The organism is Phyllobacterium sp. 21LDTY02-6, assembly GCF_023554255.2.
Taxonomy (GTDB): domain Bacteria; phylum Pseudomonadota; class Alphaproteobacteria; order Rhizobiales; family Rhizobiaceae; genus Phyllobacterium.
On sequence record NZ_JAMJWD020000001.1, the window covers coordinates 864,735 to 880,804 of the forward strand.

Below are 16,070 nucleotides of genomic sequence, written 5' to 3' on the forward strand. Positions count from 1 at the left end.
TAGCGCGGCCGCGCAGAAACGGCCGGGCCGAATATAGTCGGCATTGACTTATCTCCGTCGTTTGGGTTTACACCAGTACAACTCCCCCTTCCGCAAATGACGGACAATTAAATGCTTGATAAGACATATGACGCCGCTGCCGTAGAGCCAGAGATCGCCAAACGCTGGGACGAGGCCGGCGCCTTCAAGGCCGGTGCGGGTTCGAAGCCGGGCGCCGATCCTTTCGCGATCGTCATACCGCCGCCGAACGTCACCGGATCGCTGCATATGGGCCATGCGCTCAACAATACGATCCAGGACATATTGGTGCGCTTCGAGCGCATGCGCGGCAAGAACGTGCTCTGGCAGCCGGGCATGGACCATGCGGGCATCGCGACGCAGATGGTCGTGGAGCGGCAGTTGATGGAGCGCCAGCAGCCGGGCCGCCGCGAGATGGGCCGTGAAAAGTTCATCGAGCGCGTCTGGGAGTGGAAGGCCGAGTCCGGCGGCATCATCGCCGGGCAGCTGAAGCGCCTCGGCGCATCCTGCGATTGGTCGCGGGAGCGGTTCACCATGGATGAGGGCCTGTCGCGGGCTGTCCTCGAGGTGTTCGTCACGCTCTACAAGCAGGGCCTCATCTACAAGGACAAGCGGCTCGTCAATTGGGATCCGAAGCTTCTGACCGCCATTTCCGACGTGGAAGTGGAACAGCACGAGGTCAAGGGCAATCTTTGGCATTTCCGCTACCCGCTGGAGAATGTCGCCTTCGACCCGGAAAATCCGCACACCTATATCGTGGTGGCGACGACGCGGCCCGAAACCATGCTCGGCGACACGGGCGTTGCCGTCAATCCGGACGATGCGCGCTACCATGCGCTGGTCGACAATAATGTGGTGCTGCCGCTCGTCGGCAGGCATATACCGATCGTCGCCGACGACTATGCCGATCCGGAGGCTGGATCGGGTGCGGTCAAGATCACGCCGGCGCACGATTTCAACGATTTCGAGGTCGGTAAGCGCAACAATCTGCGCCAGATCAATATCTTCAATACGGATGCGTCGGTCTTCCTCAAGGACAATAATGATTTCCTTGAAGGGCTGGAGCAGTCGAGCAAGCTCGACCAGCTGATCCATGCGCTCGATGGCAAGGACCGCTTCGCGGCGCGCAAGCTTATCGTCGCGATGATGGAGGAAGGCGGCTATCTCGAGAAGATCGAGGACCATGTCCACTCGGTGCCGCATGGCGACCGGGGCGGCGTGCCGATCGAGCCCTACCTCACCGACCAATGGTATGTGAATGCGGCCGAACTCGCCAGGCCGGCCATTGCCAGCGTCAGGGAAGGCAGGACGAACATCATCCCGAAGAACTGGGAAAAGACCTATTTCGACTGGATGGAGAACATCCAGCCCTGGACCATCTCGCGGCAATTGTGGTGGGGACACCAGATTCCCGCCTGGTACGGGCCTGATGGCCAGGTCTTCGTCGAAAAGAGCGAAGAAGAAGCCTTGAGCGCGGCGGTGCAGCACTATCTGGCGCATGAGGGCCCGATGAAGGCGCATGTGCAGTCGCTGCTGGAAGATCTGAAGCCCGACCAGATACTGACCCGCGACGAAGACGTGCTCGACACCTGGTTCTCATCGGCGCTCTGGCCGTTCTCGACGCTCGGCTGGCCGGACAAGACGCCGGAACTCGCCACCTATTACCAGACCGACGTGCTCGTCACCGGCTTCGACCTCATCTTCTTCTGGGTCGCCCGGATGATGATGATGGGCCTGCATTTCATGAATGAGGAGCCGTTCCACACCGTCTACATGCACGCTCTCGTTCGCGACAAGAACGGCGCCAAGATGTCCAAGTCGAAGGGCAATGTCATCGATCCGCTCGAGTTGATGGACGAATACGGCGCCGATGCGCTGCGCTTCACCCTGGCGATCATGGCGGCGCAGGGCCGGGATGTTAAGCTCGATACCAGCCGCATCGCCGGTTACCGCAATTTCGGCACCAAGCTGTGGAATTCGACGCGCTTCGCCGAAATGAACGGCGTCACGGGGGATCGCGCCTTCAGGCCGGAAGACGCGAAGCTGACGGTCAACCGCTGGATCCTGACCGAGCTGACCAATACGGTGCGCGAAGTCACCGATGGCATCACCTCCTATCGTTTCAACGAGGCGGCAGGCGCGGCCTATCGTTTCGTCTGGAACCAGTTCTGCGACTGGTACATCGAATTGCTGAAACCGGTCTTCAACGGCGAGGATGCGGACGCCAAGGCGGAAGCGCAGGCATGCGCCGCCTATGTCCTCGACCAGATCTACAAGCTGCTCCATCCGTTCATGCCGTTCATGACCGAAGAGCTCTGGGCGCGGACCGCCGGCGAGGGCAATCCGCGCGAGACATTGCTGTGCCATGCGCCATGGCCGGTGCTCGATTTCGCCGATGCGGAATCCGCGGCCGAGATCAACTGGCTGATCGACCTCGTCACCGGCATACGCTCCGTGCGGGCGGAGATGAACGTGCCGGCCTCGGCGGTTGCGCCGCTCGTCGTCATCGATGCCAATGAGGCGACCAGGGCAAGGCTCGAGCGCCATGACGCTTCGATCAAATGGCGGGCGCGGGTGAAGTCGATCGAATTCGCCGACGCAGCGCCCAAGGGCTCGGCGCAGTTCGTCATCGGCGAGGCAACCGCATGCCTGCCGCTTGGCGATCTCATCGATATCGAGGCCGAAATCGCCCGTCTCAACAAGGAAGCCGGGAAGATCTCCGACGAAATGGAGAAGATCGGCAAGAAGCTCGGCAATGAGAAATTCGTCGCCAACGCCAAGCCCGAAATCGTGCAGGCGGAACGCGACCGGCTGGCCGAACTGGAACAGGCAGCGGACAAGATCGGCACCGCCATCCGGCGGGTGCGCGACGCGGGTTGATTCCTTTCGGCTTCGAAAGCGACATGGGATGGCGGCAAGGCCTTGAAACCGGGCTGCCGCCACCCTATTTAAGCCCGTTAATAGCCCCAATTTCGTCATTTTTGATGCTCGTTGCATTTGCGCAACATTGACGTTTTTCGGCCGAAAAACCCTGTTTTTCGCTCCTAATTCATTCTGATTAGGCCGGGAATTTCGGATTAGCTTCGAAAATTTCTACAAAATCGACGTTTTTACGTATTCGTCAATTCCGGGTGCCGCGCGGTGCCCAGACAATGCGGTTGCGCGCCTCTCGCTCTCTTGGTTACCTGTTACGTATTGGTAATAAATGCACGAAATTTTAGCGCAGGCGCATTTCGTTGGGGAGGAGAGACTTATGGCAAAAACGGTATCAACAGTCCTGGGTGGAGCACTGTTGTTGACCAGCATCGCCACTGCAGCACAGGCCGGAGGACTTGAGCGCGGGGGGTATAACTGGGATTTGCTGTTTAGCGAGGAGCGTTTCGCATCGGAAGCTGGCGTCATCTACGTCATGCCTGACCGGCGCATCAAGAATGCGCGCGATACGGACCCGACAGACGGCATGGGCGCCAATGGTGCCGGCGGCGGCGCGACGTCCGTGGACGAGACGGAAGACTACGCCATTCCGCGCTTCGGCGCCAAGGTCGGTCTCACGCCGGAATTCGACTGCCTGGCATCCTACAGCCAGCCATGGGGCGTGCATACCAAGCCGGGCAGCGGCTGGGTCGGCGCCAATGAAAACATCGAGACCAAGGTCGAAAGCCATGATTACGGCCTGACCTGCTCCTACAAGTTCGATGTCGGCAAGGGCTTCGTCCGTGCCATCGGCGGCGTGTCCTACCAGGAAGTCGAGGGCTTCAAGGAGCGTCTCGTTCTCGGCCAGGTCCTGCAGACGCCATATGCCGCCGCGGGCTTCGACGGCACCGGCGTTCTCGACCTTGAGGGCGACGGCTACGGATGGCGCATCGGCGCGTCCTACGAAATTCCCGAAATCGCCCTGCGCGCCAGCCTGATCTATAATGCCGAGGTCGATCTCGGACAGGTGAACGGCACGGTCGACGTGACGGAAGTTCCAGCCGCCTTCGCCAATCCCAAGCTGCCCTTTGCCGGCCGGGTCATCGACGTCTACGGCACGGCAACGATGCCGCAATCCGTCGAATTCAAGTTGCAGAGCGGCTTCGCCCCGAACTGGCTGGCCTATGGCTCGGTCAAATGGGTGGATTGGAGCGTGCTGGACGTGATCGCCTTCTGCCCGACCTCGAGCAAGGGCGCCGTCGCCTGCGGTCCGAGCTCGCCGGCCCGCGTGACATCCCTCGACCTGATGTTCCGCGACGGCTGGACGGTGACCGCCGGCGTCGGCCACAAGTTCAACGACCAGTGGAGCGGCTCGGTGCAGGTCAGCTGGGATCGTGGCACCTCCACGGGCCTGACGACCCAGACCGATACCTGGCTGCTGTCTTCCGGCGTGGCCTGGTCGCCCAACAAGAATGTCGAACTGCGCGTCGGCGGTGCCGTCGGCATCCTGACCTCCGGTTCGTTCGGCCCGACGGAATGCGTCGGCAATCAGCCATGCGGCACCAAGGTCCGCTACGATTTCGACGATGATTTCGTCTCGGCGCTGTCGATTTCCGGCAAGGTCAAGTTCTGATCTGACGTCCAGACCCGATAATGGCGAAGCCCGGCAGAAATGCCGGGCTTTTTGCATGTCCGGGCGGGGCGGCGTTACGGCCGGTCCGGCGCGCATGGCGCTTGTGTTGATTCGGCAACAGTGTTGCAGGATGAGTCGCCCGGTGGCCGCCAGACGCCCAATTTGCCCATTTTGCGCCACAAACCCGGAGCACCTCGATTGTGCGGTAACCTTTTGACGGTATGAATGACTGGTTGACCGCTTGGGGAAATGATGGAAGCGACACTTTATTCGCATGTCTTCTTTGCTGGCCGCCGTGGGGCGTCGGGCAGCGATTCAAACAGGACCAGCGCGCGCTACCGCACGAGCGCTGCGCCGGACGGCATTCTTGCCGGCCCAACTCTTGCCGAAATACCGCCCAAAGATGGCTCCATTAATGTGAAAGAATTCACATTACTGCCAAAGAGCGCGATCCGTTCGCCCGTATTGGCGTTGAATTCTCCGGCCATTCGCTCGGCGCGATCCGTTGATGCGACAGCGATGGCATGGTCCCAGAAAGACGTGCTGCCATGCTGATCGCTGATCGTTTTCTTGCATCCTTTACCGGAATGGGCCTGCTGCTTGGCGCCATGACGCTGCCTTGCCACGCCTTCGATACCAAGACCGAGATGAATGAGGACTCCAGTCCTTTCGCGCTCTTCAAATTCGGCTTCTCCGCCTACAAGAACGGCCACAAGGACGAGGCGGTCAAGGCCTTGCGCTTCGCCGCGGAGAAAGGGCACCAGGGCGCCAACTGGAAGCTTGCACGCATGTATGCGGAAGGCGACGGCGTCGAGGAAGACGATTACGAAGCCTACAAGATGTTCGAGCAGGTGATCCAGGAAGGGGCCGACCAGGGCACCCAGAACGAGAGCTATGTATCGGACGCGCTGGTGGCGCTTGCCGGCTACATCAAGCGCGGCATCCCGAATTCGCCGGTGCGCTCCAATCCCATGGCTGCCCGCGACCTCTATATGCAGGCGGCGTCCAATTTCGGCGATCCGAATGCGCAGTTCGAGCTTGGCAGGATGCTGATGAAGGGCGAGGGCGGCCAGTCCAGCCCCAACCAGGCGGCGCGCTGGTTCCGTCTTTCGGCCCAGAAGGGCCATGCCGGGGCGCAGGCCATGCTTGGAAACCTGCTGTTCCAGGCCGGCAAGACCGTGCGCGGCCTCGCGATGATGACGGCGGCGCTCGAACATGCGCCCAAGCAGGATCGCACCTGGATCAGCGGCCTGCAGGAACAGGCATTCTCACTGGCCGACGAGGCCGACCGCCGCACCGCCATGGTGCTGGCGCAGGATATCGTCCGCACCGGCGACTTCTAAGGCTCGACTTCGCCTCACGCCAGCGAGATGGCGACGGGCACGTGGTCGGACGGTTTCTCCCAGCCGCGCACATGTTTTTCGACAGAGGCCGAATCCAGCATGTTGGCGGCTTCGGGCGAAAGCATGAGATGATCGATGCGGATGCCGTTGTTCTTCTGCCATGCGCCGGCCTGATAATCCCAGAACGTATAGGTGCCGCCGGCATCGGTGACGCTGCGCAGCGCATCGGTGAAGCCGAGATTCTCCAGGCGGCGGAATGACTGGCGCGTCTCCGGCTGGAACAGCGCGTCGTTCACCCAGCTTTCCGGCGTCCTGGCGTCGATCGGCTCGGGAATGACATTATAGTCGCCCGCCAGCACCAGCGGCTCCTCCAGGGCCAGCCGCTCCTCGGCCCATTTCTCCAGCCGGGCCATCCAGCGCAGCTTGTAGGGAAATTTCTCGGTGGTGATCGGATTGCCATTGGGCAGATAAAGCGAGACGACGCGCAGGACGCCCTTTTCGGTCGAGAACACCGCCTCGATGAAACGGGCATGCTCGTCGGTATCTTCGCCGGGCAGGCCGCGATTGACCTCCTCCGGCGTGGATTTCGACAGGATGGCGACGCCGTTGAAGCCCTTCTGGCCATGCGTCTCCACATGGTAGCCCAGTTCCTCGATCTCGGCGCGCGGAAAGCCCTCGTCGACCGACTTGATCTCCTGGAGGCAGACGATGTCGGGGTCCGATTCGCGCAGCCATGCCTTGAGCACGTCGATGCGCGCCTTCACGCCATTGATGTTCCAGGTGACTATCTTCATCGAGTCGGAGATCCCATTGTTCTGATGCGGAACGATACAAGCCCGACGGATGGCGGGTCAAGGAAGGACAGGCTTCCATCAACCGACCGAGTCACGGGCGCGGATGCAGGAGGGGGATCAGATCGAGAAACTGGTTCCGCAGCCGCAGGAAGCAGTGGCGTTCGGATTGCGGATCTGGAACGACTGGCCCATCAGGTCATCGACGAAATCGATCTCCGAGCCGCCGATATAGGGCAGGGAGATGGAATCGATCAGCACCCTGGCGCCGAGTTTCTCGATGACGATATCATCGGCATCCTGCCCGTCCACCAGATCGTACTTGTAGGAAAAGCCGGAGCATCCGCCGCCTTCGACCGAGATGCGCAGGGCGGTCTTGTCCGGTTCGGACTGCAGAATGGCAGAAATTCGCTTTGCCGCCGCGTCAGACACAGAAACATTTGCAACTTCGCTCATCGTCATCATCCCTGAAGTGCGCGGCCGCAGAGGCCATAATGATCCGCGCGCACCTTGCTAATCGTCATACAGCATAGCTAAGAATTGGGAAACCGGAAGTCAACGGCCCCCCATTCACGATATCGAGGGTCCACGACAATCGGGTCCACGAATATTGGAAGGCAGCTTTCGTATGTCCATAGAGGGTTTGGGGTTTGGCTACAGGGAAAGGGCGTCCTATGCCAGCGATCCGCGCTCGAGCCGGGGTCGCCTCGTCGTCGAGATCGAGAGCCCGACGCGGACGGTCTTCCAGCGCGACCGCGACAGGATCATCCACTCCACCGCCTTTCGCCGCCTCAAGCACAAGACGCAGGTGTTCATCGCCCATGAGGACGATCATTTCCGCACCCGGCTGACCCATACGATAGAAGTGGCGCAGATCGCCCGGGCGCTGGCGCGCTCCATGTTCCTCGACGAGGATCTCGCGGAGGCGATCGCGCTCGTCCATGATTTCGGCCATACGCCCTTTGGCCATACGGGCGAGGATGCGCTCGATGCGAAGATGGCGGAATTCGGCGGCTTCGACCACAATGCGCAATCGCTGCGGATCGTGACCAAGCTGGAGCGGCGCTATGCGGAATTTGACGGGCTCAACCTCTGCTGGGAGACGCTGGAAGGGCTGGTCAAGCATAATGGACCGCTGATCGGGCCGCATGCCGCCTCCCAGCCCGTGCCCCTGGCCGTGCTCGAATATAATCGCCGCAACGATCTGGAACTCGATCGCTTTGCCTCGCTCGAAGCCCAGTGCGCCGCCATCGCCGACGATATCGCCTATAATGCGCATGATATCGATGATGGGCTGCGTTCCGGGCTGCTTTCGCTCGACAGGCTGGCGGATGTCGCCATCATCGGCGATATACTGCGCAGCGTCCGCGAAAAATACCCCGCGCTCGACGATACGCGCACGACGCACGAGATCGTCCGCCGCCAGATCACCCTGATGGTAGAGGACGTTATCCGCCAGTCGCAGGCCAATATCGCGGCGCTGAAGCCGCAGACCATCCGCGACGTGCATGAGGCGGGGCGCAAGATCGTGGATTTCTCGCCGGAAATGCGGGAGGCGGAAAAGGCCTTGAAGAAATATCTCTACGCCAATCTCTATTTCCACGAGAGCGTGGTGCGGGTGCGCAAATCCGCCGAGCGCATTGTCGCCGAACTCTTCGACGCCTATTTTGCCGATGTCGGCAACATGCCCGAGGGCTGGCGCGAGGGGCGGGAAGGCGCCAGTGAGGCGCAGCGCGCACGGCATGTCGCCGACTTTCTGGCCGGCATGACCGACACCTATGCGGTGCGGGAGTATCGGAGGCTGTTTGACCGTACGCCCGAATTGGCTTAAGCGTTCGCCCAGCTATGGACCGGGTCGCCGGTCCTTCTGATAACAATCAAAGAGTACAATCGTCATGAATATCTTCGCTGACTTCGATGCGCGGATTAAGAACGCCCTGCAAGCCCTTGATTTGAAAAACTCGGAAGGTGTTGCGGTTGATCTCTCTCGCGTTGGTGTCGAGCCGCCGCGCGATGCGAGCCATGGCGATATCGCGACGAATGCCGCGATGGTGCTCTCGAAGGCAGTCGGCCAGAATCCGCGCGAACTCGCGGCGAGAATCGGCGAAGCACTGAAAAACGATCCGGATATCGGCGCCATCGAAGTGGCGGGTCCGGGCTTCATCAACCTTCGGCTGAAGGACAATTACTGGCAGCGGCAGTTGACGACGATGCTGACGGCGGGTCTCGACTACGGCCGCTCGCAGCTCGGCTACGGCCACCGGGTCAATGTCGAATATGTATCGGCCAATCCGACCGGGCCGATGCATGTCGGCCATTGCCGTGGCGCGGTCGTCGGCGATGCGCTGGCGAACCTGCTTTCCTTTGCGGGCTACGACGTCTGCAAGGAATATTACATCAACGATGCCGGCGCCCAGATCGACGTGCTGGCGCGGTCCGTCATGCTGCGCTACCGGGAAGCGCTCGGCGAACAGATCGGCGAGATCCCTTCGGGGCTCTATCCGGGCGACTATCTGGTGCCGGTGGGACAGGAACTCGCGACCGAGTTCGGCACCAGGCTGCTGGCAATGCCGGACGAGGAGGCCCTTGCCATCGTCAAGGACAGGACCGTCGATGCGATGATGGCGATGATCCGCGACGATCTCGCTTCGCTCAACGTCCACCATGACGTGTTCTTCTCCGAGCGGGCGCTGCACGCCAACAATGCGAAGCTGATACGGTCGGCCATCAACGACCTCACGTTGAAGGGGCATGTCTACAAGGGCAAGCTGCCGCCGCCCAAGGGGCAATTGCCGGACGATTGGGAAGACCGGGAGCAGACCCTGTTCCGGTCCACGGATGTCGGCGACGATATCGATCGGCCGCTGGTCAAGTCGGACGGGCAGTTCACCTATTTCGCCGCCGACGTCGCCTATTTCAAGGACAAGTACGACCGGCATTTCGACGAGATGATCTATGTGCTCGGCGCCGACCATGGCGGCTACGTGAAGCGGCTGGAATCGCTGGCGCGGGCCGTTTCGGGCGGTACCGCGAAGCTGACGGTGCTGCTCTGCCAGTTGGTGAAGCTCTTCCGGGATGGCGAGCCCGTGCGGATGTCGAAGCGGTCGGGCGAGTTCGTCACGCTGCGCGACGTCGTCGAGGAAGTCGGCCGGGATGCGGTGCGGTTCATGATGCTTTACCGGAAGAACGACGCGCCGCTCGATTTCGACTTCGCCAAGGTCACGGAACATTCGAAGGACAATCCGGTCTTCTACGTGCAATACGCCTCGGCGCGTTGCCACTCGGTGTTCCGGCAGGCGGTCGAGCAACTGGGCATCGGCGAAATCGACCTGGCGGCGAGTTCCAGGCACTTCGGCCTGCTGACGGAAGAGAGCGAAATCGCCTTGATCCGCAAGCTGGCGGAGTATCCCCGGCTGGTCGAAACGGCGGCTCAACATCAGGAGCCGCACCGGGTCGCATTCTACCTCTACGACCTCGCCAGCGCCTTCCATGCGCAGTGGAACAAGGGTACCGAAAATCCGGACTTACGTTTTATTAAGGTTAACGATCCAGACTTGTCCCAAGCCAGGCTAGGGCTGGTTCAGGTTGTTTCGAAGGTTTTGGCGTCCGGTCTTGCTATCATAGGTGCGGACGCCCCGACCGAAATGCGCTGAAAGCGTTGAAAACCCTGTCAACTTTTGCCCACATTGCGCTGGTATGGCCAATGCGCGACGTCTTCGGGCGTCCACAGTTGAGAGTACAGGATAAACGCCATGGCGGACAACTACCTTCAGCGTTCTCACCGGCAGGATGATTCGCAACACGGGAATGACGATCCTTTGATGGAGCTTTCCCGGATCATGATCGACCCGGCCGGAACGAGTGATGATCTCGCTCTGGATCTGGAGCGGGAATTGATGGGAGGGCTGGACGACGAAGCCCCTGCCGCTGCGGCACCCACCCATGCGGTCAGCAGTCTCCAGCAATCGCTGCAGCGGGAGTTCTCTCCCGTTCAGGCCACGCCGCCGGTTACGGCCTATGCCGAGCCTGACTATGCCGACTACGAACCCGAAGACACATTCCCGGACGCCGAGGCAGGCGAGGGGCCAGAAGCCTCCGCACAGCAGGCGGGAGCCTCCGGCGAGCCGTCGCTCAGCCTGGAAGACGAGCTGGAAAACCTTCTGGCCGGCGCAGCGCCTCAGGTCGAGCCGACGCCGCAACCGGAAGTCACACGCAGCGCCAACGCATCCTGGGGTTACGGCTCCCGGTCGAATGTGGCGGGCCGGCCCGAACCGGCGCCGATCATTGCCCGTTCGGCCAGCCAGCAGCCCGTACAGCCTGCTGCCGCCGAGGCGCCCGTCGCCTACCAGCCGCCTCCCGCACAGCTTGCCTATTCGGAGCAGCCGGCAGAGGAGAAGCATCAGTCCACGGCCTATGCCGCTCCGTCCGCGGAGCCGGCGGAAGTCGATGCGTTCGACGCCGACGAACTTGCCGCTGCTTTCGATAATTTCGATTTCTCCGAACAGGAGACGATCGCCGAGGCCCCGGCTCCCGAGCGGCAGATGCCGGAACCATTGCAGGTTCCCGTCGCGACGCCTGTTTCGAGCGCGCCCAGCGTTCCGGAAGTGCAGGCGCTCAATCAATATGCCGATGAGCTCGATCGCGCCGTAGCCGCAGAACCCGTGCGCTCGGCGCCCGTGGTCGAGACGGTGCCGGTCACCGAAAGCCGCGTCGACTACACCGAAGCGCTGGACCTGCCCAAGGTCGAGTACGAGGAGGATACGCCGGTCCATTATGCGGTGGACGATATTGCGAGCGAATTCACCGAAGTGTTCGGAACCCTGGAGCCCGAGCCGGCACCTGCGCCTGCGCCAGCACCAGCAGCGCCGATAGAGGCTGCCGCGCCGGCCGAGAAGCCGAAAGACGATTATTCGGAGATATTCTCCGATGTGTTCAGCTACAATTCCGGGCAGAACCAGTCCAGTGCCACTGCCTATGCGGCGGCGGGCGCGGCGGCTGCCGGCATGGCCGCAGCGGCGAGCCAGGGCGCTCGCGCCACCTATCAGCACGGCCCCGAACACGATGCCGATTTCGGCTATGATCCGCGCCATGACGGCGTCGACATGGCGGCGGTGCCGCCAAGTGCCGCGACAAGGAAGACCGGCCGCAGCCCGCTTTTCGTGCCGGGTGTTGCCGCCGCCGTCATCCTCGTCGCCGTCGGCGGTGCGGTCGCCTATAAATGGGTGGGTTCCGGCAGCGGCGAACCGGTGGTGATCATGGCCGATACTGCGCCGACCAAGGTCAAGCCTGAAACGAACAATGCGCCTGTCGTGCCGAACCAGGACAAGGCGGTTTACGACAGGGGTGCGACGGCGACGCCCGAAGCGCCCAAGCAGGAACAGCTGGTGACCAGCAGCGAAGAGCCGGTCGATCTTGCCGCCGCCGATGACGATGCCGGCGTGCCGATCATGGAAAAGGCCGATGCGCGCATCGATCCGATCCAGCAGGACGCCGCGGAAAACCAGCCGGCCGAGCGCAACAGCGCCATTGCGCCGCGCAAGGTGCAGACCATGGTCGTTCGCCCGGATGGCACGATGGTGGCTTCGATCAACGATGACGCCGCCCCGGCCAATGCCGGCCCGGCAGCGGCACCGGCGGAGCGCCCGGCAGCGGTCGCAAGTTCGCCGGTCCAGGCCGAGAACGATGATGATGCGATCGGCGCACTGGTGGATTCAGTCCCGTCCGATGCGACGCCGGCAGCACCCGAGGCCGCAGCGCCGGCGGCACCGGCACCGGCAGCCACAGCACCCGCCGCACCGCGGGCCACCGCCGCCGCCGCACCGAAGCCTGTCCAGACCAGGAAGGTCACGCCGGAAACGACTGCGGCGGTAGCGCCGACCAACGTGCCGCTCGGTGATCGTCCGGCCGAACAGCCGCTCGACATCGTCGATCGGGTACCGCCGAAAGCCGCCGCCGCGGGCCAGCAGGTCGCATCGGTAGCGCCGGCCGCCGGAAGCTACGTTATCCAGATTGCTTCCCAGCCGACGGTCGAGGGTGCGCAGAAGTCCTACGCGTCGCTGTCGCAGAAGTTCGCAGGCGTGATCGGCGGACGCGGCGTCGATATCCGCCAGGCGGAAATCGCAGGAAAGGGCACCTATTACCGGGTTCGCATTCCTGCCGGCTCCAAGTCCGACGCGATCAACCTCTGCTCGAAATACAAGTCTGCGGGCGGCAACTGCTTCGTCACCCGGTAGACCGGCACAAATCTTGACGGGAGCCCCGCATCGCGCGGGGCTTTCGTCGTTTCGGGCGCCCGCCTGGCTGCCGCGGGCGTCATGGCGAAATCGCTTCAACAATTGGCTTCAGCCCGATAGAATCGGATCATGAGCGAATCAAAAGCATGGATTGCCGGCACGTCCGGAACAAAACTCACCCCGGACGAGATCGCGTTCTTTGCGGACGAGCGGCCCTGGGGCTTCATCCTTTTCGCGCGCAATGTCAGCGAGCGGGCGCAGATCGAGGACCTTTGCGGGCATCTGCGCCATGTGGTGCGCCGGGACGATGCGCCGATCCTGATCGACCAGGAGGGAGGCCGCGTCCAGCGGCTGCGTCCTCCGCTGGCTCCCGACTATCCCGCCGGCGCGGCGCTTGGCGCGCTCTACCGTTCGGACGAGGAGCTTGGCCTGCGCGCTGCCTGGCTGCTGTCGCGCCTGCATGCCTTCGACCTGTTGAAGCTCGGCATCGATGTCGATTGCCTGCCCGTGCTCGACGTGCCGGTGGAAGGCGCCAATGACGTGATCGGCGCGCGCGCCTATGCCAAGGAGCCCGCCATCGTCGCCGCCATGGGCGCCGCGGCGGCGGAGGGGCTGCTTGCGGGCGGCATGCTGCCGATCATGAAGCACATTCCGGGCCATGGCAGGGCCTTTGCCGACACGCATCACGAGCTTCCGACTGTGACGACGCCATTCGACGATCTGGCCGAGCATGATTTCGCCCCGTTCAAGGCGCTGGCGCATCTGCCGATGGCGATGAGCGCCCATGTCATCTTTTCCGCCATCGATCCGCAGCTTCCGGCGACCACGTCGGGCAAGGTGGTCGAGGAGGTCATTCGCGGCCATATCGGTTTCGAGGGGCTTTTGATGAGCGATGATGTCTCGATGAACGCACTTTCTGGGGATTATGTCGATCGCAGCAAGGCAATCTATGCTGCGGGGCTGGACATGGTGCTTCATTGCCATGGCATCATGGACCAGATGCGGGCGGTAGCCTCCGTTGCGCCCGACCTGCAGGGCAGGACGCAGGAGCGGGCAAGGCAGGCGCTGGCCTGTCGCCGGAAGCCGGATGCTTGCATCGAAGAGGAATTGCGCGAAGAGTTCGGGCAGATGTTTGAGGCCGTGGCATAGAGCGAGAGAATTTGACAGCGGAACAGACAGGGACGACGGCAAACAAAACGGCGCGGATGGACGCGCCGATGGATGCGCTATGGGACAACGCCACCGATCGCGGTCTCAGCGAGCCGACCTTCGTCATCGACGTCAACGGCTTCGAAGGCCCGCTGGACCTGCTCCTGCATCTGGCGCGCAACCAGAAGGTCGATCTCGCCCGGATTTCCGTCGTCGCGCTGGTCGATCAATATCTGCAGTTCATCCGCCAGGCGCAGGCGCTGCGTCTCGAACTTGCGGCCGATTATCTCGTCATGGCCGCCTGGCTTACCTACCTCAAGTCCAAGCTGCTCATCCCCAAGGCTCCCGGCGATGCCGGCGAAAGCGGCGAGGAACTGGCGGCGACGCTGCAATTCAGGCTCAAGCGCCTGGAGGCCATGCGCGATGCGGCCATGAAGCTGATCAACCGCAACCGACTCGGGCGCGACGTTTTCGCCCGCGGCATGCCGGAAGCGGTCATCGTCGAGCAGACCAATAGCTATTCCGCCACGCTCTACGAACTGCTGACCGCCTATGCGTCGCAACGCCAGAAGCGCGCCGTATCGCAGGTGCAGATCGCGCGCCGCAGCGTGTGGTCGCTCAAGGATGCGCGGACCATTCTCATGCGGCTCGTCGGCGAGTTGAAGGACTGGACGGCGCTCGACCAGTATCTGATCCAGTTCATCGTTTCGCCGGCCGAGCGCAGGACCGCCATTGCCAGTTCCTTCGCCGCCAGCCTCGAAATGGTGCGCGAGGGGCATCTGGAGATAAGGCAGACCGGCGCTTTCGAGCCACTTTACCTGCGCAACCCTCCGGAAGTGCGCGTCAAGGATGCGGTGAATGGCTGAGATGGACGAAAACAGCGTCGACGAGCAGGACCAGGAGGACTGGAACTCCCGCGTGCCCGTTTCCGAAGCCCTGCGCATGGCGGAGGCAGTCCTTTTCGCCTCGGTCGAACCCGTTTCCGAGAAGGCACTGAAGGAACGGCTGCCAAGTGGCGCCGATATTCCGGCCATTCTCGGCGAATTGCAGGAAATCTACTCCAAGCGCGGCATCAATCTGCGCCAGATCGGCGGTTCCTGGGCGTTTCGCACGGCTGCCGATCTCGCCTTCCTGATGAACCGCGAGGCAGTGCAGCTGAAGAAGCTTTCGCGCGCTGCCTTGGAAGTCCTTGCCGTCATCGCCTATCACCAGCCGGTCACGCGCGCCGAGCTCGAGGAAATCCGCGGCGTCGAGACTTCCAAGGGCACGCTCGACGTGCTGATGGAAACGGGCTGGATCAAGTTTCGCGGCCGGCGCCGCACGCCCGGGCGGCCGATCACCTATGGGACGACCATCGCGTTCCTGGACCATTTCGGCCTGCAGGAGGTGCGCGATCTGCCCGGAATCGACGAATTGCGCGGTGCGGGCCTGCTTTCGGCGCGCATGCCGACCAATTTCGCCATACCGGTTCCGGCCAATGACCCCGACGAACTGACCGAGGACGAGGACCCGCTGACGGATATCGACCTTGCCGAGCTCGGCCTGCTGACGCCTCTCGATGACGGCGATTAGCGGCGCGATCTCCCCGGCAATCAGTTCGCCACATTCTCCGGCGAATATATTTTGACGCGCGCTTTTCGATTGCCACTTGCGCTGAGAACGCGTGAATGTGAAACAACAAGTGCGACTTGTGTTTGAAACGCACGAGCAAAAAGCTTAAATCAGCTCAATCGATTGGGTGAATGCGAGGAAAAAATGGGTAGTTTTTCAATTTGGCACTGGCTTATCGTGCTGGCCGTGGTGCTTCTGTTGTTTGGCCGTGGCAAGATCCCGGAATTGATGGGCGACGTTGCCAAGGGCATCAAGAATTTCAAGAACGGCATGAGCGAGGATGACACCAAGGCTGCCGACAACGCCAAGACCATCGACAATGAACCGAACCAGCCGGTGAATTCGGTCAAGGAAAAGACAACAAAGTCCTGAGCTTTTT

13 protein-coding genes are annotated in these 16,070 nt (G+C 62.1%); 11 read left to right on the top strand and 2 right to left on the bottom strand.

Annotation, left to right across the window (positions count from 1 at the left end; translation table 11 throughout):
• The first annotated feature begins 111 nt into the window (after positions 1-111).
• The 4 genes from M8997_RS04250 (at position 112) to M8997_RS04265 (ending at position 5,907) form a co-directional block, all read left to right on the top strand.
• On the top strand, positions 112-2,898 hold the full coding sequence (locus M8997_RS04250; protein ID WP_250014051.1) for a valine--tRNA ligase: 2,787 nt from the start codon (positions 112-114) through the stop codon (positions 2,896-2,898).
• 373 nt (positions 2,899-3,271) lie between these two features.
• On the top strand, positions 3,272-4,564 hold the full coding sequence (locus M8997_RS04255; RefSeq protein WP_250014053.1) for an OmpP1/FadL family transporter: 1,293 nt from the start codon (positions 3,272-3,274) through the stop codon (positions 4,562-4,564).
• Positions 4,565-4,816: 252 nt separating this feature from the next.
• Positions 4,817-5,119 (top strand): hypothetical protein, encoded by a 303-nt coding sequence (locus tag M8997_RS04260; RefSeq protein WP_250014055.1) that lies wholly within the window; start codon positions 4,817-4,819, stop codon positions 5,117-5,119.
• The gene (locus M8997_RS04265) at positions 5,113-5,907 is read left to right on the top strand and encodes a tetratricopeptide repeat protein (protein ID WP_250014057.1); all 795 of its coding nucleotides are present in this window, start codon (positions 5,113-5,115) and stop codon (positions 5,905-5,907) included. Before M8997_RS04260 ends, M8997_RS04265 begins: the two co-directional genes overlap by 7 nt.
• Positions 5,908-5,921: 14 nt before the next feature.
• Here the strand turns inward: M8997_RS04265 and xth are convergent, their stop codons facing one another.
• Together xth and erpA are read right to left on the bottom strand one after the other, a co-directional pair.
• On the bottom strand, positions 5,922-6,701 hold the full coding sequence (gene xth / locus M8997_RS04270) for an exodeoxyribonuclease III (protein WP_250014059.1): 780 nt from the start codon (positions 6,699-6,701) through the stop codon (positions 5,922-5,924).
• A gap of 117 nt (positions 6,702-6,818) precedes the next feature.
• Positions 6,819-7,154: an iron-sulfur cluster insertion protein ErpA gene (gene erpA / locus M8997_RS04275; protein ID WP_250014061.1), complete on the bottom strand. Its 336-nt coding sequence runs from the start codon at positions 7,152-7,154 to the stop codon at positions 6,819-6,821.
• Positions 7,155-7,326: 172 nt separating this feature from the next.
• Here erpA and M8997_RS04280 point away from each other — a divergent pair, with 172 nt between their 5' ends.
• From M8997_RS04280 to M8997_RS04310, 7 genes are all read left to right on the top strand, one after another.
• Entirely contained in the window at positions 7,327-8,529 is a 1,203-nt protein-coding gene (locus M8997_RS04280) for a deoxyguanosinetriphosphate triphosphohydrolase (RefSeq protein WP_250014063.1), read from the top strand.
• 64 nt (positions 8,530-8,593) lie between these two features.
• Positions 8,594-10,351 (top strand): arginine--tRNA ligase, encoded by a 1,758-nt coding sequence (gene argS, locus M8997_RS04285; RefSeq protein ID WP_250014064.1) that lies wholly within the window; start codon positions 8,594-8,596, stop codon positions 10,349-10,351.
• 99 nt (positions 10,352-10,450) lie between these two features.
• Entirely contained in the window at positions 10,451-12,931 is a 2,481-nt protein-coding gene (locus M8997_RS04290) for an SPOR domain-containing protein (protein ID WP_250014065.1), read from the top strand.
• A gap of 129 nt (positions 12,932-13,060) precedes the next feature.
• A complete protein-coding gene (gene nagZ, locus M8997_RS04295; protein ID WP_250014066.1) occupies positions 13,061-14,080 on the top strand; it encodes a beta-N-acetylhexosaminidase in 1,020 nt (339 codons plus the stop codon).
• Between the two features lie 68 nt (positions 14,081-14,148).
• Complete coding sequence (locus tag M8997_RS04300) at positions 14,149-14,946, top strand: ScpA family protein (RefSeq protein ID WP_250014067.1); 798 nt, start codon at positions 14,149-14,151, stop codon at positions 14,944-14,946.
• Positions 14,939-15,652 carry an SMC-Scp complex subunit ScpB gene (gene scpB / locus M8997_RS04305; protein ID WP_250014068.1) on the top strand — a complete coding sequence of 238 codons (714 nt, stop codon included), beginning with the start codon at positions 14,939-14,941 and terminating at the stop codon, positions 15,650-15,652. The genes M8997_RS04300 and scpB overlap by 8 nt, the downstream gene beginning before the upstream one ends.
• A 183-nt stretch (positions 15,653-15,835) precedes the next feature.
• Entirely contained in the window at positions 15,836-16,063 is a 228-nt protein-coding gene (locus M8997_RS04310; RefSeq protein ID WP_250014069.1) for a twin-arginine translocase TatA/TatE family subunit, read from the top strand.
• The last annotated feature ends 7 nt before the right edge of the window (positions 16,064-16,070 follow it).

What these genes read in the sequence shown, in the direction of transcription:
- M8997_RS04250 (WP_250014051.1), top strand. Translation starts at nt 112, where the DNA reads ATGCTTGATAAGACATATGACGCCGCTGCCGTAGAGCCAGAGATCGCC.
- M8997_RS04255 (WP_250014053.1), top strand. Translation starts at nt 3,272, where the DNA reads ATGGCAAAAACGGTATCAACAGTCCTGGGTGGAGCACTGTTGTTGACC.
- M8997_RS04260 (WP_250014055.1), top strand. Translation starts at nt 4,817, where the DNA reads ATGGAAGCGACACTTTATTCGCATGTCTTCTTTGCTGGCCGCCGTGGG.
- M8997_RS04265 (WP_250014057.1), top strand. Translation starts at nt 5,113, where the DNA reads ATGCTGATCGCTGATCGTTTTCTTGCATCCTTTACCGGAATGGGCCTG.
- xth (WP_250014059.1), bottom strand. Translation starts at nt 6,701, where the DNA reads ATGAAGATAGTCACCTGGAACATCAATGGCGTGAAGGCGCGCATCGAC.
- erpA (WP_250014061.1), bottom strand. Translation starts at nt 7,154, where the DNA reads ATGAGCGAAGTTGCAAATGTTTCTGTGTCTGACGCGGCGGCAAAGCGA.
- M8997_RS04280 (WP_250014063.1), top strand. Translation starts at nt 7,327, where the DNA reads ATGTCCATAGAGGGTTTGGGGTTTGGCTACAGGGAAAGGGCGTCCTAT.
- argS (WP_250014064.1), top strand. Translation starts at nt 8,594, where the DNA reads ATGAATATCTTCGCTGACTTCGATGCGCGGATTAAGAACGCCCTGCAA.
- M8997_RS04290 (WP_250014065.1), top strand. Translation starts at nt 10,451, where the DNA reads ATGGCGGACAACTACCTTCAGCGTTCTCACCGGCAGGATGATTCGCAA.
- nagZ (WP_250014066.1), top strand. Translation starts at nt 13,061, where the DNA reads ATGAGCGAATCAAAAGCATGGATTGCCGGCACGTCCGGAACAAAACTC.
- M8997_RS04300 (WP_250014067.1), top strand. Translation starts at nt 14,149, where the DNA reads ATGGATGCGCTATGGGACAACGCCACCGATCGCGGTCTCAGCGAGCCG.
- scpB (WP_250014068.1), top strand. Translation starts at nt 14,939, where the DNA reads ATGGCTGAGATGGACGAAAACAGCGTCGACGAGCAGGACCAGGAGGAC.
- M8997_RS04310 (WP_250014069.1), top strand. Translation starts at nt 15,836, where the DNA reads ATGGGTAGTTTTTCAATTTGGCACTGGCTTATCGTGCTGGCCGTGGTG.